We start from the raw sequence: 23,894 nt of genomic DNA, 5'->3' as shown, positions 1-23,894 counted from the left end.
TTAGCCGGCACCGGCCCGCAGCCGGACCAGCATCGGCCAGAGAGCGGTGCCTCCGCCCGCGCAGACCGCGCGCCCGATCCGTTCCTGCCACAGAGCGTCGGAGCCGAACTCGTCTCGCCAAGACCACAGCCGCCGCGTCGCGCGGTGCAGCGGGTGCTCCTGGGTGAAACCCATCGCCCCGTGGATCTGATGACAGATCGCGGCGACGTGGCCCGCCGCCTCGCCGCAGCGCGCTTTAGCGATCGCGGTGGCGAGGACGAAGCGCGCATCTCCCCAGCACGCGGCAGCGAGATCAGCCGATGCAGTCGCCGCCGCGACGTGGCCCGCGGCCTCGGCCAGCATGTGCTGGATCGCCTGAAACTTGGCGAGCGGCCGCCCGAATTGCTGCCGCTCGCGGGCGTGATCGAGGGCGGAGGCGAGGCAGGTCTCCATCGCGCCCACCAACTGCTGCGCGCGCACCCAGGCGCCGGCTGCCTCCACCGAGCCGACACCAACCTCGGCGGCCCAGTCCGGCGCTGTCCGTACCTCGTCGATGGCGGCGGTACAGCCTGTGAGGTCGAGGGCGTCGCGCGGCTCACCCGCGAGGTTGTGGCGCGTATCACGAACCGTGCCCGGCGCCGTGATCCGCACGAGGTGGCGGACGCCTGCGGCGTCGATCGCATCCACGAGCAGGGCCGCGACCGAACCGCCCCAGGGCACCTGCGCCGCCCGCCCGTCGAGGACGAAACCGTCGGCCCGCCGCGTGATTCGAACGGGGCTGCCGGCTGGGACCAAGGTGAGGGCGCCCTCCGGCGCGCCGCCGCCTGCCGCCGCCCAGAGCGCCGCACCCGCGATGGTCTCGGGCAGCGGCAGCGGCAAGGCCGCCTGCCCACAGCGCCGGATCAGCAAGGCCGCCGTCCTGGCCTCCAAGCCGATCCCGTCGGCCGCTTCGGGCACCAGGGCCAGCGGCAGACCGCTGTCGTTAAGCGCTCTCCAGAGATCCGCGGGCCAGGCCGCGTCGTCCACGGCACCGTCGCAGGCCGCCAGCACTTGCGGCGAGAGATGCTGGGCCAGCAGCCGCTCGAATTGATCGAGGACGATGTCGGCGACCTCGTCGGCCGCCCTATCCTGTGCGTGGTTGGTCGTGTTCATCGCAAGCCCAGTCCCCGCGCGATGACCCCGCGCAGAACCTCGCGGGTGCCGCCGCGCAGGGTGAAGGAGGGCGCCCGCAGGGTCACGCCGCCGAGCGCCTCACGGAACGGCTCGCCCTGCGCGGTGAGGCTCGGCTCAACCGGCACGAGCCGCCGGGCGATCTCCGGCACCGCGCGCTCGAAGCTGTTGCCGACATCCTTCACGAGCGCCGCCTCAACGCCGGGGACGACGCCCTTGTCGAGGAGCCGGGCCACCGAGGCCGACATGCCGAGGAGCGCGGTGAGCTGCGCCACCATCCGGCCGGTCTCGACCGCCTGGAACCGGTCGGGTTCCGGCCCGATCCGGTCGACGAGTTCGACGAGCAGCCGGTAGTCCGACAGGAAGCGGTCGGGCCCCGAGCGCTCGAAAGCGAGTTCCTCCGTGACGAGCCCCCAGCCCTCGCCCTCCGCGCCGACCATCATGGCGTCCGGGACGCGGTAGTCGGTGAAGAACACCTCGTTGAACTCGTGGTGGCCTGACAGGTCGAGGATCGGTCGCACCGTGACCCCGGGAGCCGCCATGTCGATGATGAACTGGGTCAAGCCGCCGTGCCGGTCTGGTCCGGGCTCACCGGTCCGGACCAGGGCGAGCAGGTAATCGACCTGATGGGCGTTCGTCGTCCAGATCTTGGAGCCGTTGATCAACCAATCGTCGCCGTCGCGCGCCGCGCGGGTGCGCACGGCGGCGAGGTCCGAGCCCGAGTTCGGCTCGCTCATGCCGATGCCGAAGGCGCATTCGCCGCGGCAGATCCGCGGCAGGATCGCCCGCTTGGCCGCCTCGGAACCGTGCCGCAGGATCTGTGGGCCAGACTGGCGGTCGGAGATCCAGTGCGCCCCGCAGGGCGCGCCGGCCGCCAGCATCTCCTCGGTGACGACGAAGCGGACGAGGCCGGACCGCTCATGGCCACCATACGCCTCCGGCATGGTCAGACCGATGAACCCGGCCGCCCCGGCACGTCGGCTGAAGCCGGCGTCGAAGGTCGTCCACGAGGTCCGATGTGGCACGAAGTGCCCCGCCGCCAGTTCAGCGTCGAGAAAAACCCGGACGGCCGCACGGGCCGCCTCGGCCTCGGCCGGGAGCGGTTCGGCGCTGAAGCGAAAGCTCTGCATCTCTGCTCCGTGGTCTGTCAGATCAGGGGCTCGCCCGTATGGCTCGCTCAGCTTCCGTCGCGTTCCTTGAGGCCCGGAAAGAAGAGCTCTTGCCAGTCGGTCGGCACTTTGCGCAGGAGCCCCTGCGCCGCCATCGCCTTGGCAAGGTTGACCATGTCTTTCGGGGCCACGCCGTAGACGAGGGACCCGTCGGTGAGGGTCGACTCGACCTGGGCCTGATCGATCTGCACCTGCTCTGAAGCCAGGTAGATCGCCGCCGCCCGCCTCGGGTCGCTGCGGATGAGCGAAACCGCGTCCTCCATGCCGGCGAGGATGGCCTGCGTCACCTTGGGATTGGCGTCGACGAAGCCCTGCTTGGCGTTCAGGGTCGCGGCGGTAGGGTCACCGTCGCCGATCAGACCGGTGGAGGTCATGATCGCCCGGAGCTTGGGATCCGCCCGTAGGATCTGGGTAAAGGGTGGCGTCGAGAAGTAGCCGGCGATGCCTTGCCCGGCGCGCATGGCCGCGGTGGCGTCGGGGTGGGGCAGGCTCACCATCAGAGTATCCGCCTTGGCCGGATCGCCGAGCTGCCGGGCTGCGGCCACCCGCAGCAGGATAGCCTGCGGCGAGTTGAAGGCTGGGACCGCGATTTTGTCGCCAAAGGTAAAATCCTTCAGCGCGGTAACGCCCTGCTTGCCCGTAAACAGCGTGTAGACGACTGAAGTGAGGGCGCAGAGACTCTTGATCTGCTGACGACCGCGGGTCTTGTCCCAGGCGATCAAGGCGCCGGTCGCGCCGAGTGTGCCCAGCTCGATGCTGTCGGAAAGCAGTGCGTCGTTCATCGCGGCCGAGCCACTGAAGCGGCTCAGCGTGACCGACAGCCCGTCGAGGCCTGCCGCCTTGGCGCGCTTATCGAACAAACCTTCGTTCTGAGCGATCATTACCGGCAGGTAGACGAGGCCGTATTGCAGGCCGATGCGGACCGTGTTCGTCTCGGCGAGGGTCGGTCCGCTCAAAGCGGACAATAGCAGCGCCACGGAGACGAGACGCGCGGCGACGGCCGCGAGGCGGATCGACATCGGCATTCCTCCCGAGCAGAGCCGCCCTTGGCGCGCGGTCTCAGCACGTCCGGACAGCATCACTGTCCGGCGCTCGCCCTCGAGTAGGACAGAGCCGGGATTGGTCTTCAACCGTCATCGTGGATCTGCTGAGCGATATCACATCTGTGATGGAGCGGCGGATGATTCGCACTATACGTCGTCGAGCGCGGATGCGGTGATGCATTCATGACGGCAGCTGGACCCAAGCGGCCCGTACTCCATTCACGATGATTGGACATGCCATGAGATCGCGCCGCAAACGCCATGTTCGTTCGAGTTGCGGGCGACTCAGATGATTGCCGGGCGGGCAGCCTATTGGTGGGCTTCACGGCGCGCGGATATCACGTTCGAGGCCGTTCACAGCCTCCTCGCACTACCGGCCTGGAGCCGGGTATGATTGCCCCCGACCGCTTCACGCCTCGGGTAAAGACCGGAGCGGGTTCGAGCACGGACCTCTTGGTCAGGGCCGATGCAGTCGGTCCCTCCTTGGCTTTCGTGAAGTCCGCGGGCCGCGTGCTTCAGATCCTGGAGCTGTTCGACGAGCTTCAGCGCGAAGCTCGGGTCTCGGAGATTGCCGAACGCCTAGGCTTTCCGCAATCCTCAACCTCGATGCTTTTGAAGAGCCTGGCCCAACTCGGCTATCTCGATTACGACGCCGACAGCCGCAGCTTCCTGCCGTCGCCGCGGGTCGCGCTGCTGGGCGCGTGGCTCGACAAGGGGCCGGTGCGCGACGGTAGTCTCGTGCGCATGCTCGAGCATCTGTCCGAGTGCACGGGCGGCACGGTGATCCTAGCGGCACGCAACACCATCTACTCGCAGTACGTCCACGTGTTGCAGGCGCAAACCGCGATGCGCTTTCACGTCCCACCCGGCACGCGCCGACTTGTAGTGTGGTCGGCCACCGGCACCGCGCTTCTCGCCGGGATCCCGGATGCCGAGATCGGCCCGCTTGTGCGGCGCACGAATGCGGAGGCCCCGCCCGAGCAACCCCCGATTCAGGTCTCAGCCGTCTTGGCCAACGTGGCCCGTTTGCGGCAGGACGGCCATTTCTTCTCGCATGGCCTCGTCACGTCCGGCGCCGGATCGATCGCGGTACCGCTGCCCAACCGCATCGACCGCAAGGGCCGTCCCCTCGCCGTGGCAGTCTCAGGACTGCTCGAGGAATTCGAGCGAAGGGAGACACAGATCGTCGCCATGATTCACGACGCGATCGCGCGTTTCCTCATACGCTTGGACTAGGAACACAAGCCGGTGTCTCCGCCACCAGGCGAGGCTGAAGCCCAGTCGCACCGCCGCAGCTCCTTCCGAGCTTTGTGATGACGCCCACTTCGTTGGCTTCAAGACCACCTGCTCTTTCCTGTGCAACCGACAGGCCGGGGGCACACAGATTGTACCTGTCGCTCGATCGAGGCTCTGATTTCGGCCTCTCGAGCAGTGCTTCGAATCTTTACCTCTCCGCGGTCATCCGAAGAAGACGAAAGCTTCCGGTCTTTCGAGAGCGACATTCCGCCTGATGCGTCGCGGAACCTCGATCGAGCTTCGACCGCTTGACTGGACGTGTTTGAATTTGCGGCGCCAAGTAAGCAGCCGAGATCGGAATCTAAAAATCCCGAGGGTCTGCATGCAACGCCATCTGGGACTTCTCACTCAGCCCGCACTCGTCGCCCGTTTGGGAGCAGGTAAACCCTGTAGGGCAAAGCGCTATCGCTTGGCGAGCTCGCGATGATCGCTGCAACCGATCCGGCCGGAGCCACCTGTGCGTGCTGCCTGCCGCGGCGCGGTTTCATGCGAGGCTTCGCAAGCGTCGGAGCCGCAGCTGCAATGGTCGCAGCGGATACCGCGCAAGCGCAGCCAGCGCCGCGGACGCCCAGTTATACGGGCCTCGTGATCGACTGCCACGGGCACTACACCACCGAGCCGCCCGCCATGTTGTCTTGGCGCAAACGTCAGATCGATGCCATCAACGACCCCGCTCAGTCGCCGAGCCCGTCCAGTCTACGGGTGAGCGACGACGAGATCCGCGAGAGCGTGAGCGGGCGCCAGCTGAAGCTTCAGAGCGAGCGGGGCATCTCACTCGCCCTGTTCTCACCGCGGGCGGGTGGCATGGGCCACCATATCGGCACCGCGCGCACCAGCATCGAATGGTCGATCGTATCGAATGACATGATCCACCGTGTCGCGAGCTTGATGCCGAAGAATTTCGTCGGCGTCTGCCAACTGCCACAGACCCCCGGCGTCTCGCCCAAAAACTGCACGGTCGAACTGGAGCGATGTGTAAAGGACCTCGGCTTCGTCGGCTGCAACGTCAATCCGGATCCTTCGGGCGGTTACTGGACTGCCCCCCCTGTCCGATCGGTTCTGGTATCCACTCTGGGAGAAAATGGTGGAGCTCGACGTGCCGGGCATGGTGCATGTCAGCGCCTCGGCCAATCCCAATTTCCACGCGACAGGCGCGCACTACATCAACGGCGACACCACCGCATTCATGCAGTTCGTGACCTCGGATCTTTTCAAGGACTTTCCGACCCTCCGCCTGATCATCCCACACGGCGGCGGTGCCGTGCCCTATCATTGGGGCCGCTACCGGGGTCTCGCGCAGGACATGAAGCGGCCACCCCTGTCTGAGTTAATGCGAAACGTTTACTTCGACACCTGCGTTTATCATCAACCGGGCATCGACTTGCTGCTCAAGGTCGTGCCGCATGAGAATGTGCTATTCGCCTCGGAAATGGTAGGGGCGGTGAACGGTATCGACCCTGAAACTGGGCATGCCTACGACGACACCAAGCGCTACGTCGATGCAGCCGCCATATCCGACGCGGGCCGAATAAAAATCTATACTGAGAACACGCTGAAAGTCTATCCGCGCCTCACTACTAAACTCAAGTCATCCGGACTGATGCCATAATCCAATATCCAATTTGATCAAAAACAATTATTAGCAGATTGATTGCGGACCCTGCGCGCCAGATAATCCTGTGGTTTCATTAATTAGATTTGTCCAGGCAAAAAAATTAGCCATTAACTTCTGCGGCGGCGCACGAACTGCATATTACTCAGTCCGCAAACACTAAATCAAAAGCCCAGCCTTGTAAATCAGCTATTATCGCCAGATCGATCTGATTTATACCCGTTACACATGGTAAACCGAACATTTGCACACGATTACCTCTGGACCAATATACATTTTTGACCAGCGATTGGGCTCATACCGGTCATTTGGAGGGGCGTGCGCGAACGGCCAAAAACAGACATGCTGCGGTGGAAAGCCACGCGCCCCAAGGGATTATCGCTTGAAGCCCCCCATGTCGGATGCCCTGTTCTCGTCGGCCGTTGCGCGCAACGCCGCCGCGATCGTCGAAACCTTGAAGCGCGCCGTTCCGCCCAGCGGCCTTGTTCTGGAGATCGCAAGCGGATCAGGCGAGCACGCCGTTCACTTCGCCCGGGCGATGCCCACGCTCGACTGGCAGCCCAGCGATCCGGACGAGGCGGCGCGCCGCAGCATCGTTGCCCATACCCGTGCCGCGGGCCTCTCGAACCTCCGGTCCCCGCTGGCGATCGATGCGACACGGCAGCCATGGCCGGTGGCGAAGGCCGACGCGATCGTCGCGATCAACATGATTCATATCGCGGCCTGGGAAGCGACCACCGGGCTGATGGCCGGCGCGGGCGCGACGCTGCCTGCGGGTGGGATCCTCTACCTCTATGGCCCGTTTCGGGTGGATGGTGCCCATACCGCGCCGAGCAACGCCGCGTTCGACGATGGCCTGCGCACGAAGAACGCGTCATGGGGTGTCCGTGACATCGAGGCCGTTGCGGCTGCCGCCGACACGCATGGGCTCCATCTCACCGAGCGCATCCCGATGCCCGCCAACAACCTAAGCCTGATCTTCCGCAAGCTGGACCGACCCTCTTCGGACGTCGGTGGGGCTTCGCGTTGACGGCGCCCACGTCGACCAGCGCGGTCGTCATCGACGCCTCCGGCGGGATAGGTCGGGCTCTGGTGTGCGCCCTTGCTGCCAGCGAAGCCTACGCCCCGGTCTACGCGCTCTCCCGCTCGGAGGCGTCAGTTCCGTACGGCGTTCGCACCGTTCCGATCGACCTCGGCGACGAGGCGACGATCGCTTCGGCTGCGGCCAACGTGGGTGCGGCCGGACCTGTCGGTTTGGTCATCGTCGCAACCGGCATCCTCCATCAGGACGGCGTCTCACCTGAGAAGACATTCAAGGCGCTCGATCCATCCGTGATGACCGCGGTCTTTTCGGTCAACACGATCGGCCCGGCGCTCGTCGCCAAGCATTTCGTGCCGGTGCTGGCGCGTCGGGGACGCTGCGTGTTCGCGGCGTTGTCGGCTCGGGTTGGCTCCATCGACGACAACCGGTTGGGCGGCTGGTACTCGTATCGCGCGTCGAAAGCGGCGTTGAACCAGATCCTTCGGACCCTCTCGATCGAAGTGGCTCGCACCCGACCGGAGGCGCTCGTCGTCGGCTTGCATCCGGGTACGGTCGCTTCGGACTTGTCGCGACCCTTCCGGTCAGATCCGACCGACAAAGGTGTGGTTCAGCCCGACGTGAGCGCGGCCCACCTCCTGCGCGTGCTCGACAGCCTCGGCGTGAAGGACTCCGGTGGCGTCTTCGCCTGGGATGGCACGCGGATACCCGCCTAAGCGAGGCGCCGACCCGAGATACGCCCATTGGCGCACAGCTGCTGGGTATGCAAATGCAGATCGCGCTCTAATACAGTCGAGACTTTTCGACTGCAGAAAGGCACCAAAATCGGCCGCTTCAAGCTTTCTGGCAGATATACTGAAACATATCTTGAAAAATCTCTCCCGGGCAGCTGCGCCTGTCCTACGCCGGACGACCGAGCTCAAGTAAGCAGACAGCTTTCACGCGATTCGCACGATGTCTGTTGAAGCTCGGTCCGGGATATCCAAATCGAGCAGCGCTGAGCCGAGCGCCTTGCCGTGTGCGTCGAGCGCCAACGAGCGCGTTACGCCGCCGCCCAAGGCGCCCTTCAACACGAAATTCAGCGCTCCAATCTTGGGCAGCGCGTAGCGGATGACCTCGCCCGTCATGATCTCCCGGAAGTGCTCCTGCACCCGCTCGGGCGTAACATGCGCCTCGAGATGGCCGTAATCCGCTATATCGTAGGCGATCAGCGCGATGTTCGACGTATTGCCCTTGTCCCCCGTGCGGGAGTGGGCCAGCGCACGCAGTTTCATCCTGGTATCTCCCAGCTATTAGGCTTCGACAAACTGCACGCGCGGCCGGGCGAGCGTCGCCGGAACCAGGACCGACTGCACCGCCACCACCTCGCGCGCCGATTTCCAGGCGCCGCCGCCGCCGGCCGGTCCGTTGGTGTAGAGCGTTTCGACCTCGTTGCCGATCCGCACCGCCTCGGCGAGGGTCTCGGTGCGACCGGCGACACGGAGCCGGACCTCGTAGGGCTCCCGCCCGCCCGACAGCGCAGCCCCGTGCAAGGCATCGACGCCGATCAGGTCGCAGCGCAGCTCGGTCAACGCAACGCGGGTGAACGCGAGGCGCTCACGCACCACCTCGAGGGCGAGCCGACCGCGGTCCAGGGCGCCGGCTCCGGCGTAAGAGATCTGCCCCTCGCCGATGTAGGAGTCGACGTACCCGACCGAGACCTTCAGGAGGCCCGTCGCCGGCGAGCCCGTCGCACCGGTCGCCCGTACGCGATCCGGGCCGATCTGTTCCATCTCGACCTCGGAGAAATCGCCGACCACATCCGGCTGGAGATAGCGGGCTGGGTCGTGCACCTCGTAGAGCAGCTGTTCCTTGCAGGTGGCGAGGCTGATCCGGCCGCCCGAGCCCTCGACCTTCGTGATCTCGACCGTCCCATCCTCCGCCACGATACCTATGGGAAAGCCGAGGCGCGCCAGACCCGGGACGTCCTTGCAGCCCGGATCGGCGAAGTACCCGCCGGTGATCTGGCCGGCGCATTCGAGCAAATGGCCGACGAGGGTTCCGCGGCCCAAGCGCTTCCAATCGTCCAGCGCCCAGCCGAACTCGTGGACTATGGGAGCGAGGAACAGGGCCGGATCGCCGACGCGGCCGGTGACGACCACGTCGGCCCCGTCCGCGAGGGCTGCGACGATCGGGGCCGCGCCGAGATAGGCGTTGGCCGAGACGATGCGGTTGCCGAGGCTGGCCGCTGGCACGCCGCTCTCCTCCAAAATGAAGTTGCCGGCCCGCACCGCGTCGAGGAGGTCGTCGCCCGTGACGGCGGCGATCCTCAGGCCGGCGAGGCCGAGGTCCAGTGCGAGTGTCCGGGTCCTCTGCGCGGCGGCGATCGGATTGGCCGCGCCCATGTTGGTCACGATGCGGATGCCGCGGGCCCGGCACGGCGCGAGCACCGCCCGCATGCGGGCCTCCAGCAACGGGTCGTAACCGCCCTCCGGGTCCCGAAGCTTAGCCTGTTGCGCCAACGCGATGGTGCGCTCGGCCAAGCACTCGAAGACGAGATAATCGATCTCGCCCCTCTCTGCGAGTTCGAGTGCGGGCTCGATGCGGTCGCCGGCATAGCCCGCACCGGCGCCCAAGCGGACGGTTCTCATGGACGGATCTCCGCTGTCAGAGGGGGAAGACGCCGAGGAGGACGCAGGCAAAGGTCATCACCACCGAAGCTGCAAGCAGGAACGGAAAGGTGAACCTCTGGTGATCGGCAAGATCGATCCCGGTCAGGCCACAGACCAGAAAAGTCGCCGGCGTCAACGGGCTCACGGGGAAGCCCGTGGTCATCTGACCCAGCAGCGCGCCCTGCGCGACCTGCACCGGCGGCACGCCGAGTTGATGAGCCACCTCGGACACGACGGGCAGGACGCCGAAGTAGAACGAGTCCGGGTCGAACAGCATCGACAAAGGCATCGACACCAGGCCCAGCGCGAAGGGGATGTGGCGGCCCATGTCCGGCGGCACGAAGGTCACGGCGGTCTGGGCCATCGCCTTGAGCATGCCGGTGCCCTGCATGATCCCGGTGAAAACACCGGCGGCCAAGAGGATCGAAGCCATCAGGATCGCGGCCTTGGCATGCGCGTCGATGCGCTGCCTCTGGGCGTCCACCTGCGGATAGTTGATGATCAGCGCCAGCGCCGTGCCGAGCATGAACATCAGGGCCGGCGGCACCTTCTCGGCCATGAACACCATCGTCCCCAGCACGACGACGGTGAGCACGATGTTGATCCAGAACCGGCCCGGACGGCGCAAGGCTCGCTCTGCGTCGCTTAGCGTGCGGGCAATCGTAGCCAAGCCGGGGCCGATCCCCGCGGCGGCGGCACGGGGCGCGAGCGCGAGACGACGTTCCTCCCGCAGGCCGAGCCAGTACGAGACGGCGAAGATGAACACGAGGCCGACCAGCTGCACCGGCACCAGCGGCGAGAAGATCTCCGGGATCGGCAGCTTGAGCGCAGCGGAGGCGCGGATCATCGGCCCGGTCCAGGGCAGGAAATTGACACCCGCCGCCATCGAGGCGGCGCAGGCCAGGATGCGCCGGTCGATCCCGACCCGGTCGTAGAGCGGCAGCATCGCCGGGATAGTGATTAGGAAGGTGACAGCGCCCGACCCGTCGAGGTGGATCAGGAGCGCCAACAGAGTGGTGCCGGGTACGATCCGGGATGGGCGCGTGCCGACCGTGGCGAGGATGCGGTCGATGATCGGATCGAGCATCCCCGCATCGCTGACGATGCCGAAGAACAAGATCGCGAACACGAACATGCCGACGACGCCGGCGAGGTTCTGCAATCCGGTCAGGACGAACTTGCCGGTGTCGAGCCCGAACCCGCCGATCAGCGCGGCCGCGACCGGGATGACGATCAGGGCCACGAGCGGGGACATGCGCTTGGTCAGGATGACGGCAAGCAGCAGCGCGATCGTGCCCAGGCCGAGCAGAGCCAGCATGCGTTCCTCCCGATGGACTGCAGCGCTGTTCAGATCCGCGCCTTCGCCCCACCAGAAAACGGCGAGATACTGCATGATGCAATTGAAAAGATCCGATCACAGCGATAGCCAGAGCTTATGGATCTCAACCTGCGTCAGGTGCGAGCCTTCGTGTCCGTCGTTCAGGCAGGCAGCTTCACCCGCGCTGCCGCCCTGCTGAACCTGTCTCAGCCTGCGCTCACAGTGCAGATCCAGCGCCTCGAGGAGATGCTCGACGCACGCCTCATCGACCGGACCAGCCGTACGGTCGCACCGACGCGCATCGGCCGCGAGTTGCTGCCGGTGTTTCAAAAGGTGCTGCGCGACCTTGACGCGGTCGTCATCGAGACCCGCGATCTCGCAGCGCAACGCTATGGGATCGTCCGTATCGCAACGCTGCCTTCCTTTGCGGCGAGCTCGTTGTCCGAGGCGATCGCACTCTTCCGCACGGATCATCCGCGCGTGACGTTCGTGATCAAGGACGTGATCGCGCAACGGGTTCTCGACCTCGTACGAAGCGAAGAGGTCGATCTGGGCATCGTCGGCGGCGATGTTTGCGATTCGGAGATCAGCGTGCTGCATCGGACCAGCGATAACTTGCACGTGGTCTATCCCTGCGATCATCCGATCAGCGTTTTGCCGAGCATTACCGTCGAGGCTCTGGCCACGTATCCCCTGGTGTTGATGGATCCTGCCACGAGCGTGCGGACCGTGGTCGATCTGGCGTTCATGGGAGCTGGCCGGCTCCCCATCGTAGCCTGCGAGGCGACTTACATGATGACCGCGGTCGGCATGGTTCGGGCCGGCCTCGGCCTGACGATCCTGCCGGGCTCAGCGCGCGAGATACGGGCCGAGCCCGAGCTTCGCTCGCGTCCGATCGACGACCCGCGATTCGAACGTTCGGTCTGCCTGATCAAGAGAGAAGGTCGGACGATGCCTACAGCCGCCGAGGCATTTTGCACGCTGTTGTCAGGACTGATCGTGCATCCGGCGGGTTAGCCGCCCCCACCCGGACGGAGCAGGTCGCTCTGTTCAACTGTTCGCTCTGCGCCTGCGCCGATTGGGAAGGAACATAGTTTCAATCACGAAAGCGGACGCAGTCATTCAATACCCGCCGGCGTCGTCTGGCTGTCACGCATTGGCGCTGGCTTGCACGGTTGCTCAATCTTACTGAGCATCGCAGATGAGCAGACCTTTCGGTTTAACGCGATGGAAACCAGTTTCCATGAAATCCTGGCGGGATCCGGTGCCCCAGCCGGATCGTCGCCACGGGGGGTGCCTCGAACGCGCGAGCATCGAGGATGGCGAAGTCTGTCGTCTCGTTCGCTGTATCGATCACCAGCCCCATCAGCCAGCCCTCATCCTCATGCGTGCCACCGTCGGCACGAACGAACACGAACTCGCCCGGGACGTGATGATCGCCGAACTCGTGCACGCGGCGCTCGCCCCTCTCAAGATCATGTTTGTAGAGCTTCGTAGCGCCGGCAAGCTGCGGGTTGCCGTCTGCGGGTACGGAGACCGTGTAGGCATACCGATAGCTCTGCCCGAAGCGCTGCTCATCGATACGGGGAAATTCCTGCGCTGCCTGGTCGATCACGCGACGCTCGACGCTCCGGGTGGAGGGGTCCAGCGTCCAGCGCTCAAACCGGCCCAGCGTATCGAGCTCACCGTTCGCTGAGGCAAACATCGTCGGGTAGGCGATCACGTCCAGGACCACGCACCCGTCCCTATCGTCGAAGGCGTTGGCGACATGAAAGACGAAGCACGGCTCGACCTCGCACCACACGACGTCCGTAGCGCGCCCTTGCCGTGGAAGCAGACCGACCCGCGCGCGGTGAGATCGGTTCCAGCGAAATGGAAAGCGGTGGCCGGCGAGTACGGCCCGCATCGAGAATGTGACGGGGAGGTCGAGTACGATCACGAAGCGGGCCGTGAGAGCGCAGTCGTGGATACAAGGACCGTGTTCCACTGGGATCGGCACGTCGCGGACCACCCTGCCGGTTGCCGAGACGACGACATGACGGACGGCGTCCCAGACACGTCCGTCATAGGCGATCGCGTGCGTCTCTCCGGTGATCGGGTCGCGGTGCGGATGCCCGGTGAACGATCTGGTGAGCGTCCCGTCGAACGGATTGTAGCGTTGCGCCTCCAGGGTCTCGGATAGTTCGACGGGGAAGCTGCCTGCCTCGACGATGGCGAACGCGCGGCCCCCGATATCGACGACGTTGGTATTGACGGTGTCGTTGCGGCCTCGCCGCGGTCCGGGAGCGGCCGGCCGACCGAGGGCGGCCGCGGCCGTGCGTGAGCCGATCCACCGGTTGCGGTACCCACAAGGCCTTGCCGTCCTTGATGGCGAGACCGTGCACCATGCCGTCGCCGAGAAACCAGTTGTGACCGGCAGAGACGGGCCGCGCAGGGTTCGCGCCCATCTTCAGGTACCGACCGTCAAGCTGGGTCGGGATCGCCCCGATTACGGCCAGGCTCTGTTGCGTCAGTTCCTCCCGCATCGGCTCGTGGATGCCGATCACGAAGGGGTTCGGGGTCTTCGGCAGTCGCGCCCGGTTGCAGGCAGCCACCAGTTCGACGCCGCTTTCGAGGACGGCGCGAGCGGCGGATCGAATGGGATTTGGCATCAGAAGCAATCCCCTGGGGCGTGATGGATGGGAATGCCCTCATATCGAGGGTGTCTCGATACCGATGATACGGATAGCGCGCGTGCGGGCGATCTCCTGCCTACCTGATCAGAACGACGGCCTTCCGTTCCTGAGACGGGCGGTCGATCTGGGCGACGATGTAGCCTGCCACGTCCGCCCGTGAGATCAGACCGTTTCGCCAAGACGAGGGTTCCGTGAGGACCTTGTAGCGCCCTGTCGCTGCGCCGGGCGTTAGGACGCCTGGCCTGACGAGCGTCCAGTCGAGGCCGCTCCTGCGGATGCGCATCTCTTGCGCGTCCTTGTCGTCGTAGGCGCGCCCGAACACCAGACGGAATGGCAGTCGCTGGAGAAATCCGATCGCATCCCGGCTGTCTCCCGCTCCGAAGCCGGTGACAGCGATTAACCGCCTAACCCCGGCGGTCTCCATGGCGGGCACGAGAAGGTTGGTCGCGTCCGAGAATAAGTGCACCGGCCCGATGAGATCCCTGGCTGGCACACCCAGCGCCTGGACCACGACATCGACCCCATTGAGGGCGGCGGCGACATCGCCCGCATTGAGCGCGTCGCCCGTGAACCGCTCTAAACTTCGATCAGCCAGACCGATGCCAGCTGCGGACCGCGCAAAGGCGCGCACACGGTGGCCGGCCGCCAGAGCCGCCTTCGTGGTCTCTAAGCCGATGCCCTGGCTGGCGCCTAAGACGAGAACGTGTGCCATGCGTGGTTCCTCATCACCGCGGTGTCCGACAGGACCGCATGATGGGGCGCCACGCTATGTGGTGCCTTGACCGTGCCCTGTCGGTCCTGAGTGGCGTGAATGTGGGAACGGTCTTGGTCACCGACCCTTAGCTCGCGATCGTAAGCGACCGGACTTTCGTCATGGACAAATTTCTCTACTACGCCGTCACCTCGATCGAGGCGGTCGTCGGTGTCTTTGGGATCCGGGCACTCTACGAGCAGCCGCGCTTCTCGGTGGTCGAGCGCCTCGACCGCGGCGTCGAGATCCGAGCCTACGATGAACGCGTGGCCATTGAGACCGACGCCCTTGCGCAGGGAGACGGCGAGGCGTTCGGGCGCCTGTTTCGCTACATTACCGGCGCGAACCGGGCTGGGGACCACCTTGCAATGACGGTGCCCGTGGAAGTCGAAGGCCGGCGGATCGCGATGACAGCGCCGGTCGAGCAAAGCGCCACGGGCACGATGCGCTTCTTCCTGCCCCGTAAGATTGCAGCGGCAGGTGCGCCCGAGCCAACGGAAACAGGCGTGCGGGTGATTCTCGTTCCGGTCGAGCGAATGGCGGCGCTTGGCTTCTCGGGCAGTGCCACACCTGAAGCCAGGGCGCGACATGAGCGAATTCTAGACGATGTACTCGCGGCGACTTCCATGAAGGCCGACGGTCCAATCATTTTCATGGGCTATGACCCGCCGCTCTCGATCCCGTTCTTACGGCGAAACGAAGTTGCCGTTCGATTGAGGACCGACTGAGAACCGGCCATTAAGGTATGGATGAATAGCATGAAACTAAGATCAGCATTAATTGAATTTTTTCAGTGCAACTAACACATATTATGTATTTACTTTGCAGAAATATAGCGTCAATAATTCATATTTTGGCGAGAATAGCCAATTGATAATTGTAATGATCGTTCAGGAATTCTATGAGCGGCTTCAAGCGGCACCACCTAGATCTTTGATTGAGTTGGAACTGGCCGATAGTTCAATTTTGAGCATGTCATAGAGGGTCGCTGCAGCTGGCGTAAGAGAAACATTGCGACGACGCACGAGGCTGATTGTGCGGTAGATCTCGGGTTCGATCAACATGATCTCGACCAGATCGTCACGCTGCGTCGCGCCCTTCAGGGCGGCAGGCAGGATCGCGGCCCCGACCCCCGCCGACACGAGGGCAATCGCGGTCGGCGTGCTTTCGACTACGAACCGGCCGCGAGGCGGTAGGGCTGCTGCTGTGAGTTGTGCTTCGACCTGGAGCCGGTTGCCGCTGGCGCCACCGAGCGTGATGAGGTCGGTAGCTCCTAGTTCGGCCCACCGAACTTCGCTTTGGTCGGCGAGGGAATGACCGCGATCGCAGATCAGGACGAACGGGTCGCTGACCAGTTGGTCCTCGACGAGGTCGGTATTGGACTTCTGATGGATGTGAATCCCGAAATCCGCCTCTCCCTTGCGCACCGCTTCCGTGACGAGAGCCCCAGATCGTTCGAGGATCTGCACGCGATTCCTCGGATAGGCGCCTGCGTAGGCACGTAAGACCGATGGCATGCGCCGGAATGCAATCGACTGGACTGTCGCCACCGTGACGTCGCCAACCGCCAGCCGCGACGTGGTGCGCAGGCGTTCGACACCGTGCGTGAAATCGGCAATGAGCCGGGTCGCCAGCGGTAAGAACTCGCCACCGACCGGGCTGAGGCGCACCGTCCGCGTGGTGCGGTCGAGGAGCGTCAGGCCGAGGAAACTCTCCAGCTTCTGAATTCGGCGGGTGAGCGCCGTCTGGGTCAGCCCGAGAGTCTCCGCCGCCCTGCGATAACTGCCGAGCTCCGCGATCTGCACGAAGGCCTGAACGCCGTCGACCGGAAGTTTCATACTGAAAAATCATGAATTGATGCGATCAATTCATTTTACTCGTGTTCAACCGAGAGGGACAAGAAGGTTGTGGCCGTTGCACGGCTGCCCGGCTCGGACGCTATCCGGGCCGGGGCCTACATCGCCGGTGGGCCGACGCAGAACGCAGTCCCGGATGAACCGGGCGGTGCGGAGGAAACGATGAGTGCGAACGCCGTCGCCGACACACCGGGCGCGACCGCAGCCGATCGCCCGGCGGCATCTCCGACGACTTTCTGGACCCGCGCTATGGAGGCGCGGGTCGGCATCATCCCACTACCCATCTACGTCCTGCTACTAGCCCTCATCGCCGCCTTCTCCGCCAGGGGGAAAATCTCAGGCGAGGTCACGGTGATGATCGCGGTCGTCGTCGCGGGAGGCTTCACCTGCGCCGAGATCGGCCGGCGCATCCCGCTGCTGCGGGCGATCGGCGGGTCGTCCCTGGTGACAATCTTCCTGCCCTCGTTCCTCGTCGCCCATCAGCTGCTGCCGGCGCCGCTCGTTCAGGCGGTGACGACCTTCACGAAGTCCACGAACTTCATCTACCTGTTCATCACCGCCGTGGTCGTCGGCTCGATCCTGAGCATGGACCGCCGGGTGCTGATCCAGGGTTTTGCCAAGATCTTCGTGCCGCTGGCGCTGGGCTCGGTCGCCGGCCTCATCGTGGGCGGCGGCGTCGGCTGGATCGTGGGCATCGGCTTCTGGCGCTCGATCCTCTACGTCGTGGTGCCGGTGATGGCCGGGGGCGTCGGCGAGGGAGCGATCCCTCTCTCGGTCGGCTATGCCGAGGCCCTGGGCGTCGACCACGGCGGGATGCTGGGGCAGATCCTGCCGCTGGTGTTCTTCGGCAACCTCGTCGCGATCATCTGCTGCGGCGCCCTCAACACCCTTGGCAGACGCCGCCCCGACCTCACCGGCAACGGCAGGCTTCAGCCGGCCGCGGATGCGGGGACGGAGGCCGACCACAGCGCCATCCACCGCAATACCTCCGAGATCGATGTGGCGACGGTGGCGGCCGGCGGCATCACGGGTATCGCCATCTACGTCTTCGGCACACTGATCCACGCGCTCATCGGGCTGCCGGCGCCGGTGGCAATGCTGTTCCTCGTGGTGATCGCCAAGCTGTTGCGGTCGGTGCCCGCCTCGCTGGAGGAGGGCGCCCGCGTGGTCTTCCGCTTCTTCGTGGTGGCGGTGACCTACCCACTGCTGTTCAGCACCGCGGTGGCGCTCACCCCCTGGCACGAGCTGGTGGAGGCTTTCCACCCAGCCAACCTCGTCACCATCACGGCCACCGTCCTGGCGCTGACCGGCACCGGCTACGTCGTCGGACGCTGGCTCGCGATGTACCCGATCGAGACCGCGATCGTGAACGCCTGCCACAGCGGGCTCGGCGTCACGGGGGACGTGATGATCCTGACCGCGGCCGAGCGGATGGAGTTGATGCCCTTCGCACAGGTCGCGACCCGGATCGGCGGGGCGCTGACCGTGACCGGCGCCATCGTCGCGATGGCCCATTTCAAGGTCCTCTGAGGGAGACGCGCCGTGCTGATGCGCTCAAAGCTGTTCGTCCCGGCCTCCCGCCCCGACCTGTTCGCCAAGGCCGCTGCCGGCCCCGCCGACGCCCTCTCATTCGACCTGGAGGACGCCGTGCCAGCTGCCCGCAAGGCTGAGGCGCGGGAGACGCTGGCGGCCTACCTGCGGGAGCCGTCGCCCTGTGCCGGTAAGGTCGTAGTGGTGCGGGTCAACGCCCTGGGTACGGAGCTTTTCGCGGCCGATCTGGAGGCGGTGGCGCTGCCGCGCACGGACCTCATAAACCTGCCGATGGTGGAGGAGCCCACAGCCGTTGTCGAGGCGGCCTCCCGCCTCGAACGTCTAGACGCGACGGGCCATATTCGCCTCCTCGTAAACATCGAGACCCCGAGGGCCTTGCGGCGGGCGGCGGACCTCGCCTGCGCCCATCCCCGCGTCGCCGGGCTGCAGGTTGGCTACGCGGACTTGCTGGAGCCCTGCGGTATTGATCGGGTCGACGAAGCCGCCCTCGGCCAAATCCGCGTCGCGGTGCGGCTCGCTGCAGCAGAAGCCGGCCTACCGGCGTACGACGGCGCCTTCGCCGCGGTGAAGGAGCCGGAGGCCTTTCGCGCCGAATGTGAGGCTGCTCGCCGGCATGGATTCGCGGGAAAGACCTGCATCCACCCGAGCCAAGTCAACCTTGCCAACGCCGCCTTCCTGCCGAGCCCCGACGAGGTGAGGTGGTCGCGCCGCATCCTCGCCGCCGCCGCCGAGGCGGAGACGCGGGGGCTCGGGGCGATCCTCGTCGAGGGGCGGATGATCGACCCACCTTTCCTCGCCCGAGCCCGCGCCGTCATGGCCCTGGCCGAACTCCACGCCGGTACGGGAACTCGATGACGATGAGCGAACTCCATCGGCGCGACTACCGCCCCGAGGCCAGAGGAATCCTCGATGGCGTACGCATTCTCGACCTCTCGCGCCTGTTCGCGGGTAACGTGCTGACCCAGATGCTCGGCGATTTCGGGGCCGAGGTGATCAAGGTCGAGCCGCCAGAGGGCGACACCCTGCGCGCCTGGAAGACGGAGGGCGTCGAGACCCATTGGAAGATTTACGCCCGCAACAAGAAGAGCCTCTGCTTGTCCCTGCGTGATCCCCGGGCGATCGAGGTGATCCGCACCCTCGTCCCTTCGTGCCAGATGCTGGTTGAGAGCTTCCGGCCAGGGGTGCTGGAGAAGATGGGCCTGTCGCCCACCACGCTACACGAACTCAACTCCGGGCTGACGATCATCCGCATCTCGGGCTGGGGGCAGGACGGGCCCTACGCGCAGAGGCCGGGCTTCGGCACGGTGATCGAGGGGTTCTCCGGCTTCGCCGCGATGAACGGCTTCGAAGACCGCGAGCCGGTTCTGCCGCCGATGTACCTCGCGGACGGTGTCGCTGGGCTCACCGGAGCCTCGGCGGCCATGATTGCCCTGCGGGAGGTGGAGGTGAATGGCGGCCGAGGTCAGGTGATCGACCTGCCACTACTCGACCCGCTCTTCGCCATCCTCAGCCCCCAGGCGGCGAATTACCGGCTCACCAGCAAGGTGAGACCACGCACCGGCTCGCGCTCCACGAATTCTGCGCCGCGCAACGCCTATCGGTGCAGCGACGGGCTTTATGTCGGCTTGTCCGGCTCGATACAGAAAATGGCCGAGCGCCTGTTCCGGGCGATCGGTCGCCCCGACCTCGTGGACGACCCGCGCTTCCGCACCAACGCCGATCGCCTGCACCATGTGGACGAGCTCGACGCGATCATCGGCGCTTTCATCGGACAGCGGACCCAGGACGAGAACGTCGCCTTCTTCGAGGCTGCCGAGGTCACGATCGGCCCGATCAACGATGCGGCCAAACTCGTCGCCGACCCGCACGTGGTCGAGCGCGAACTGGTCGCTGACTATCCCGATCCGGATATGGGCCTGATCCCCATGCACGCCGTCGTGCCGCGTCTCGACGAGCGGCCGGGCTCGATCCGCACGCCCGCACCGAAGCTCGGCGAGCACAACAAGGAGCTGCTCGCCGGGATTGGCATCGCCGGCACGGCCTTCGACGGGCTGGTTGCGGCAGGCGTGGTCTGCGGCGGCGACGCTTCGTGACGAACCCGCCCGCTGTCGGCTGGGCTCATGACAAATCGACAGGGAAGACGAGGATGCCCATGCTGACACGCCGAAGGTTCGTCGCCGCGGCCGCCGCCGGCCTTGTGGCGGCCGATCGGGCGCTCGCGGCCGGCGGGGCGGCCCCCAACTCGGCCGGGACAGAGCGACCTCAGTCGCGGGCACCGGCGAATGCCTGCGACTGCCACTTTCACATCATCGACGGGCGTTTCCCACCCCCGGAGACGGTCAAGCCCCCGGGCATGACCTTCGACGATTATCGCCTGCTCCAGGCACGCCTGGGCACAACCCGCGCCGTGCCGGTGCAGCCAAAGAACCACGGCACGGACCCGACCTGCCTCCTCGACGCGCTCCAGCGCTTCGACGGAAATGGGCGCGGCATCGCGGTCCTGCGCCCGGACGTGACCGACGCCGAGCTCAGGCGCCTCGATACCGGCTACGTCCGCGGCCTGCGCTTCAGCGTCTGGAACCCGAACGACACCGTGGCCCCTATTACGACGATCGAGCCCCTGGCCAAGCGCATCGCCGACCTGGGCTGGCACGTGCAGCTACACATGTCCGGGGACCAGATCCGCGAGAACGCAGCGCTCCTGAATCGGTTACCCTGTCCGATCGTGTTCGACCACATGGGCCGCCTCGACCCCGGCAAGGGCCCCGACGATCCCGCCTTCGCCACGATAGCCGGTCTGATCGAGAAGGGGCGGACCTGGCTGAAGCTCGCCGGGGCCTACCTGAACACCGAGGCCGGTCCACCCGACTACCCGGACGCGACGCGCACCGCCAAGGCCTTCGCGGCGCTCGCCCCCGAGCGGCTCGTCTGGGGCAGCGACTGGCCGCACGTGACAGAGAAGCACAAGCCCGACGATGCCGTCCTGTTCGATCTCCTGACCGACTGGGCTGGCAGCGAGACCACAAGAGACAGGATCTTGGTCGACAATCCGGCCAAGCTCTACGGCTTCAGTTGATGGGAGGGGGACCCATGCGGACTTCGACCGTGCCTTCGCGCCGGCAGGTCGCGACGTGGCTCGCCGGGGGGACCGCCTCCGCCCTGGTATGCCGACCGGCGAGGGCGGTCCCCGACAGGGAGCTCCCCCTGGCCGACCGGCTCGCGGCCTACGCGCATGGCCTGCGTTTCGAAGACATCGACCCCGCCACCGTTGAGGCGGCGAAGGTCCATCTCATCGACGCCCTCGGGTGTGGGCTCGCGGCCCTTAATGCCGGACCGGTGCGAATCTGTCGGGAGATCGCCCTCACCGATGGAGCCGGCTCCGCCACCGTCCTTGGCACCGACCGACGCACCAGCCCGGAGCTGGCCGCCTTCGCCAACGGGGTCGCGATCCGCTACGAGGACTTCAACGACGTCTATGTCGGGCGCGAGCCTGGCCACCCCAGCGACGGCATCGCCGCCTGCCTCGCGGTGGCCGAAGCCGAAGGCGCCACGGGTCGCGACCTCGTCACTGCGATCGTCCTCGCCTACGAGATCGATTGCCGGCTTCTCGATGCCGCCGAGGTCACGGGCCGGGGCTGGGATCATCCGGTCTACAGCCTGCCCGCCGCAGCGCTCGCCGCCGGCCGCCTGATGCGCCTCTCCCCCGAAGTTCTGACCCAGGCCGTCAACCTCGCGATCAACGGCCACATCGCCATGAATCAGACGCGGGTCCAAACGCTCTCGGACTGGAAGGGCGTGGCCGATGCCGAGGCGGCCCGCGCAGGGGTGTTCGCGGCAAAGCTCGCCCGCGCCGGCCTCACTGGGCCGGCTCCGATCTTCGAGGGACGCGCCGGGTTCTTCGCGCAGGTCTCCGGCCCGTTCACGCTCGACGCCACGGCCTTCGGTGGACCGGGCCGGTCCTTCAAGATCACCCAATGCGGGATCAAGCCCTACCCGGCGCAGGTCTACTGCCTCACGGCGATCCCAGCTGGGATCGCCGTCGCCGCGGAAGCCGGCGGGATCGCGTCGATCCGCGCTCTGCGCATCGACACCACGCATCTTGGTTACGTCACCGCGGGCCGGGACCCCGAGAAGTGGCGCCCCCGCACGAAGGACACCGCCGACCACAGTCTGCCCTACATCACGGCTCGGGCGATGCTCGACGGTGCTATCACTAACGACAGCTACGCCCCCGACAAGCTCAGCGACCCGGCGCTGCGCGCGCTCATCGACTGCATCACCGTTGTGGAGGATCCCACCCTCACGGCCCTGCAGCCGAGAGCAGTGCCGAACCGCATCACCGCGACCCTCGCAGACGGACGCGAGATCGTCAGGCAGGTCGATGACGTGCCTGGCTTCGTAGCGCGGCCGATGACCCGCGATGACGTGGAGCGCAAGTTCTTTATGAATGCAGGCAAATGCCTGGATGAGCCCAAGATCCGCCGCGCCCTTGACGCTTTCTGGGTGATCGACGAGCGGCGCGACCTCACCGACCTCCTCGCACTACTAGCCTGAGCTTTGGACCATGTCTCGCCGCGCCCACGCTCAACGCTCGAGGCGGAGCTTGACAGCATGTCGGTTTCGAACCGGGGGGTTGAGCCGATTGCGGAGCTACAAAGGGAGAAACACGACTGATAGATCCTCGCTGACAACGCCCCGTCCAATTCTCCGACGGGCGCTCCCTCAAAGTGGAAAAGCAACGTTAGACCCGATCTCGTGTGGTTAGCGTGCCTTCGTACGATAGTGTTGAGTGATATCTTGTGAGAATGCGCTCCGATGCGGAGCAATGATGGTGCGTGAAGCGCAACGTCGGCTCACCAAAAGCGTGGCAATCACTGCACTGACGCCGTTCTGGACCGGCGAGCGTCGCTAACCAACTGCAGCGTTTCGCGTCGGATCATCCACTGCCCACGCGCGCTACTCGGCATCAGAACCCCTTGCCGAGACAGCTCCATGGCCCACGCTGTAATGGCCGCACCCGGTGGAGCGAACGAGGGCAAGGAGGCGTGCAAGGCTGCCTCTTCACCGGTCGAGAGACGACAGAACCGTCCACGCAGCCATTCCCGTTCTCTCACCTGACGCAGAGCTACTTTCACGTCCACCGCGCAGGAAGTGCCCAAAAGCGCACGATCGAGCGCAGTCATGAGGATCAAGGCCTGCCAGTCCTGGGGCGAGACGGTGAAGCAGCCAAAACCTGCAACTTCCAGCCCGATAGCTTGCGGCAGACCGTCAGCCCGGATCCGGGCAGGAGCCAAACCCCGGACGCGCATCGTGCGCGCTTCTCGGCAGCCGGTGGCGTAGTCTCGTTCCAGGGTTGTTGTGAGCCGCCCCGGTGGTCGAGTCGGGCGCGCTGCGATGTCTGTCTCCATCGCAGCCGAGACCTTCAGCTTCGGATTATGCAGCCACTCCCGCGGGGCGTGAAGAAGGATCGCGTCTTCCAGCTCCCGTCGCGGAACGTTGAGAGCCAGACCTGAGAGGTCAATCTCGATTGCGGCAAGACCGAGATTCGCGATCCCGGCAACCTTGTCGGGGCCACTGGCATGCATGACTCGAAATTCGACCATCAGATCACGGTTCGCTCGCCGCACGATCACGTCCGGCACGATGGCACCGAGCCGATGTTCCAAGACCGCCGCGTCAAATCGGTAGACCCCGCCCCGGTGAAGGGGTTTGCGCTCACCGTCACGGAGCAGGGGAGGGAGGGCGAGCGCCAACCTGGAGGCGAGCAGCTCCTTGGCGAACCGA

At 65.6% G+C, this 23,894-nt stretch carries 20 protein-coding genes and 2 pseudogenes; 11 read left to right on the top strand and 11 right to left on the bottom strand.

Annotated features, from left to right (window positions below; genetic code table 11):
* The 3 genes from BM228_RS25215 to BM228_RS25205 are packed head-to-tail and all read right to left on the bottom strand — an operon-like array spanning position 1 to position 3,337.
* Positions 1 to 1,131, bottom strand: a complete 1,131-nt coding sequence (locus BM228_RS25215) for an acyl-CoA dehydrogenase family protein (RefSeq protein WP_092044894.1) — start codon at positions 1,129 to 1,131, stop codon at positions 1 to 3.
* Positions 1,128 to 2,279 (bottom strand): acyl-CoA dehydrogenase family protein, encoded by a 1,152-nt coding sequence (locus BM228_RS25210; protein WP_092044892.1) that lies wholly within the window; start codon positions 2,277 to 2,279, stop codon positions 1,128 to 1,130. Before BM228_RS25210 ends, BM228_RS25215 begins: the two co-directional genes overlap by 4 nt.
* A 47-nt stretch (positions 2,280 to 2,326) precedes the next feature.
* Entirely contained in the window at positions 2,327 to 3,337 is a 1,011-nt protein-coding gene (locus BM228_RS25205; RefSeq protein ID WP_244019904.1) for an ABC transporter substrate-binding protein, read from the bottom strand.
* 414 nt (positions 3,338 to 3,751) lie between these two features.
* Between BM228_RS25205 and BM228_RS25200 the strand changes: the two genes are divergently transcribed.
* The 4 genes and pseudogenes from BM228_RS25200 (at position 3,752) to BM228_RS25185 (ending at position 8,024) form a co-directional block, all read left to right on the top strand.
* Positions 3,752 to 4,597, top strand: coding sequence for an IclR family transcriptional regulator (locus BM228_RS25200; RefSeq protein ID WP_167367817.1), 846 nt, complete (start codon positions 3,752 to 3,754; stop codon positions 4,595 to 4,597).
* Between the two features lie 582 nt (positions 4,598 to 5,179).
* Positions 5,180 to 6,266 (top strand): annotated as a pseudogene (locus BM228_RS25195) (amidohydrolase family protein).
* Between the two features lie 397 nt (positions 6,267 to 6,663).
* The gene (locus BM228_RS25190) at positions 6,664 to 7,299 is read left to right on the top strand and encodes a DUF938 domain-containing protein (RefSeq protein ID WP_092044889.1); all 636 of its coding nucleotides are present in this window, start codon (positions 6,664 to 6,666) and stop codon (positions 7,297 to 7,299) included.
* Positions 7,296 to 8,024 (top strand): SDR family NAD(P)-dependent oxidoreductase, encoded by a 729-nt coding sequence (locus tag BM228_RS25185; RefSeq protein WP_092044887.1) that lies wholly within the window; start codon positions 7,296 to 7,298, stop codon positions 8,022 to 8,024. The genes BM228_RS25190 and BM228_RS25185 overlap by 4 nt, the downstream gene beginning before the upstream one ends.
* A 222-nt stretch (positions 8,025 to 8,246) precedes the next feature.
* Here the strand turns inward: BM228_RS25185 and BM228_RS25180 are convergent, their stop codons facing one another.
* The 3 genes from BM228_RS25180 to BM228_RS25170 are packed head-to-tail and all read right to left on the bottom strand — an operon-like array spanning position 8,247 to position 11,277.
* Positions 8,247 to 8,582, bottom strand: coding sequence for an AtuA-related protein (locus tag BM228_RS25180; RefSeq protein ID WP_092044886.1), 336 nt, complete (start codon positions 8,580 to 8,582; stop codon positions 8,247 to 8,249).
* An 18-nt stretch (positions 8,583 to 8,600) separates the two neighbouring features.
* Positions 8,601 to 9,938: an acyclic terpene utilization AtuA family protein gene (locus tag BM228_RS25175; protein WP_092044884.1), complete on the bottom strand. Its 1,338-nt coding sequence runs from the start codon at positions 9,936 to 9,938 to the stop codon at positions 8,601 to 8,603.
* Between the two features lie 16 nt (positions 9,939 to 9,954).
* Positions 9,955 to 11,277, bottom strand: coding sequence for a CitMHS family transporter (locus BM228_RS25170; protein ID WP_092044915.1), 1,323 nt, complete (start codon positions 11,275 to 11,277; stop codon positions 9,955 to 9,957).
* A gap of 117 nt (positions 11,278 to 11,394) precedes the next feature.
* Between BM228_RS25170 and BM228_RS25165 the strand changes: the two genes are divergently transcribed.
* A complete protein-coding gene (locus tag BM228_RS25165; RefSeq protein WP_092044883.1) occupies positions 11,395 to 12,294 on the top strand; it encodes a LysR family transcriptional regulator in 900 nt (299 codons plus the stop codon).
* A 202-nt stretch (positions 12,295 to 12,496) separates the two neighbouring features.
* On the opposite strand, the gene BM228_RS25160 is transcribed toward BM228_RS25165, so the two are convergent.
* The 3 genes and pseudogenes from BM228_RS25160 to BM228_RS25155 all read right to left on the bottom strand — a co-directional run bounded on the left by BM228_RS25160 (position 12,497) and on the right by BM228_RS25155 (position 14,664).
* Positions 12,497 to 13,606 carry a carotenoid oxygenase family protein gene (locus BM228_RS25160; RefSeq protein ID WP_280142355.1) on the bottom strand — a complete coding sequence of 370 codons (1,110 nt, stop codon included), beginning with the start codon at positions 13,604 to 13,606 and terminating at the stop codon, positions 12,497 to 12,499.
* A 79-nt stretch (positions 13,607 to 13,685) separates the two neighbouring features.
* A pseudogene (locus BM228_RS35915) lies at positions 13,686 to 13,802 on the bottom strand (hypothetical protein); the annotation flags it as partial.
* A gap of 226 nt (positions 13,803 to 14,028) precedes the next feature.
* The gene (locus BM228_RS25155; protein ID WP_092044881.1) at positions 14,029 to 14,664 is read right to left on the bottom strand and encodes an NAD(P)-dependent oxidoreductase; all 636 of its coding nucleotides are present in this window, start codon (positions 14,662 to 14,664) and stop codon (positions 14,029 to 14,031) included.
* Positions 14,665 to 14,825: 161 nt separating this feature from the next.
* Between BM228_RS25155 and BM228_RS25150 the strand changes: the two genes are divergently transcribed.
* On the top strand, positions 14,826 to 15,431 hold the full coding sequence (locus tag BM228_RS25150) for an SOUL family heme-binding protein (protein WP_092044879.1): 606 nt from the start codon (positions 14,826 to 14,828) through the stop codon (positions 15,429 to 15,431).
* A 183-nt stretch (positions 15,432 to 15,614) separates the two neighbouring features.
* Here BM228_RS25150 and BM228_RS25145 read toward each other — a convergent pair whose 3' ends face one another.
* Entirely contained in the window at positions 15,615 to 16,541 is a 927-nt protein-coding gene (locus BM228_RS25145) for a LysR family transcriptional regulator (RefSeq protein ID WP_092044878.1), read from the bottom strand.
* 180 nt (positions 16,542 to 16,721) lie between these two features.
* Here BM228_RS25145 and BM228_RS25140 point away from each other — a divergent pair, with 180 nt between their 5' ends.
* The 5 genes from BM228_RS25140 to BM228_RS25120 are packed head-to-tail and all read left to right on the top strand — an operon-like array spanning position 16,722 to position 22,664.
* Positions 16,722 to 18,089: a 2-hydroxycarboxylate transporter family protein gene (locus BM228_RS25140; RefSeq protein ID WP_244537304.1), complete on the top strand. Its 1,368-nt coding sequence runs from the start codon at positions 16,722 to 16,724 to the stop codon at positions 18,087 to 18,089.
* A gap of 18 nt (positions 18,090 to 18,107) precedes the next feature.
* Positions 18,108 to 18,965: an HpcH/HpaI aldolase/citrate lyase family protein gene (locus BM228_RS25135; protein ID WP_092044913.1), complete on the top strand. Its 858-nt coding sequence runs from the start codon at positions 18,108 to 18,110 to the stop codon at positions 18,963 to 18,965.
* 2 nt (positions 18,966 to 18,967) lie between these two features.
* Positions 18,968 to 20,203, top strand: a complete 1,236-nt coding sequence (locus BM228_RS25130) for a CaiB/BaiF CoA transferase family protein (RefSeq protein WP_342030182.1) — start codon at positions 18,968 to 18,970, stop codon at positions 20,201 to 20,203.
* A 53-nt stretch (positions 20,204 to 20,256) separates the two neighbouring features.
* Positions 20,257 to 21,186 carry an amidohydrolase family protein gene (locus BM228_RS25125; protein ID WP_092044873.1) on the top strand — a complete coding sequence of 310 codons (930 nt, stop codon included), beginning with the start codon at positions 20,257 to 20,259 and terminating at the stop codon, positions 21,184 to 21,186.
* A 14-nt stretch (positions 21,187 to 21,200) separates the two neighbouring features.
* Positions 21,201 to 22,664, top strand: a complete 1,464-nt coding sequence (locus tag BM228_RS25120) for an MmgE/PrpD family protein (protein WP_092044871.1) — start codon at positions 21,201 to 21,203, stop codon at positions 22,662 to 22,664.
* Positions 22,665 to 22,981: 317 nt separating this feature from the next.
* Here BM228_RS25120 and BM228_RS25115 read toward each other — a convergent pair whose 3' ends face one another.
* Complete coding sequence (locus BM228_RS25115) at positions 22,982 to 23,863, bottom strand: hypothetical protein (RefSeq protein WP_244537303.1); 882 nt, start codon at positions 23,861 to 23,863, stop codon at positions 22,982 to 22,984.
* Positions 23,864 to 23,894 lie beyond the last annotated feature (31 nt).

Origin of the sequence: Methylobacterium pseudosasicola (assembly GCF_900114535.1) — a bacterium.
Classification (GTDB): Bacteria; Pseudomonadota; Alphaproteobacteria; order Rhizobiales; family Beijerinckiaceae; genus Methylobacterium; species Methylobacterium pseudosasicola.
This window is presented reverse-complemented; position numbering and strand designations above follow the sequence as displayed.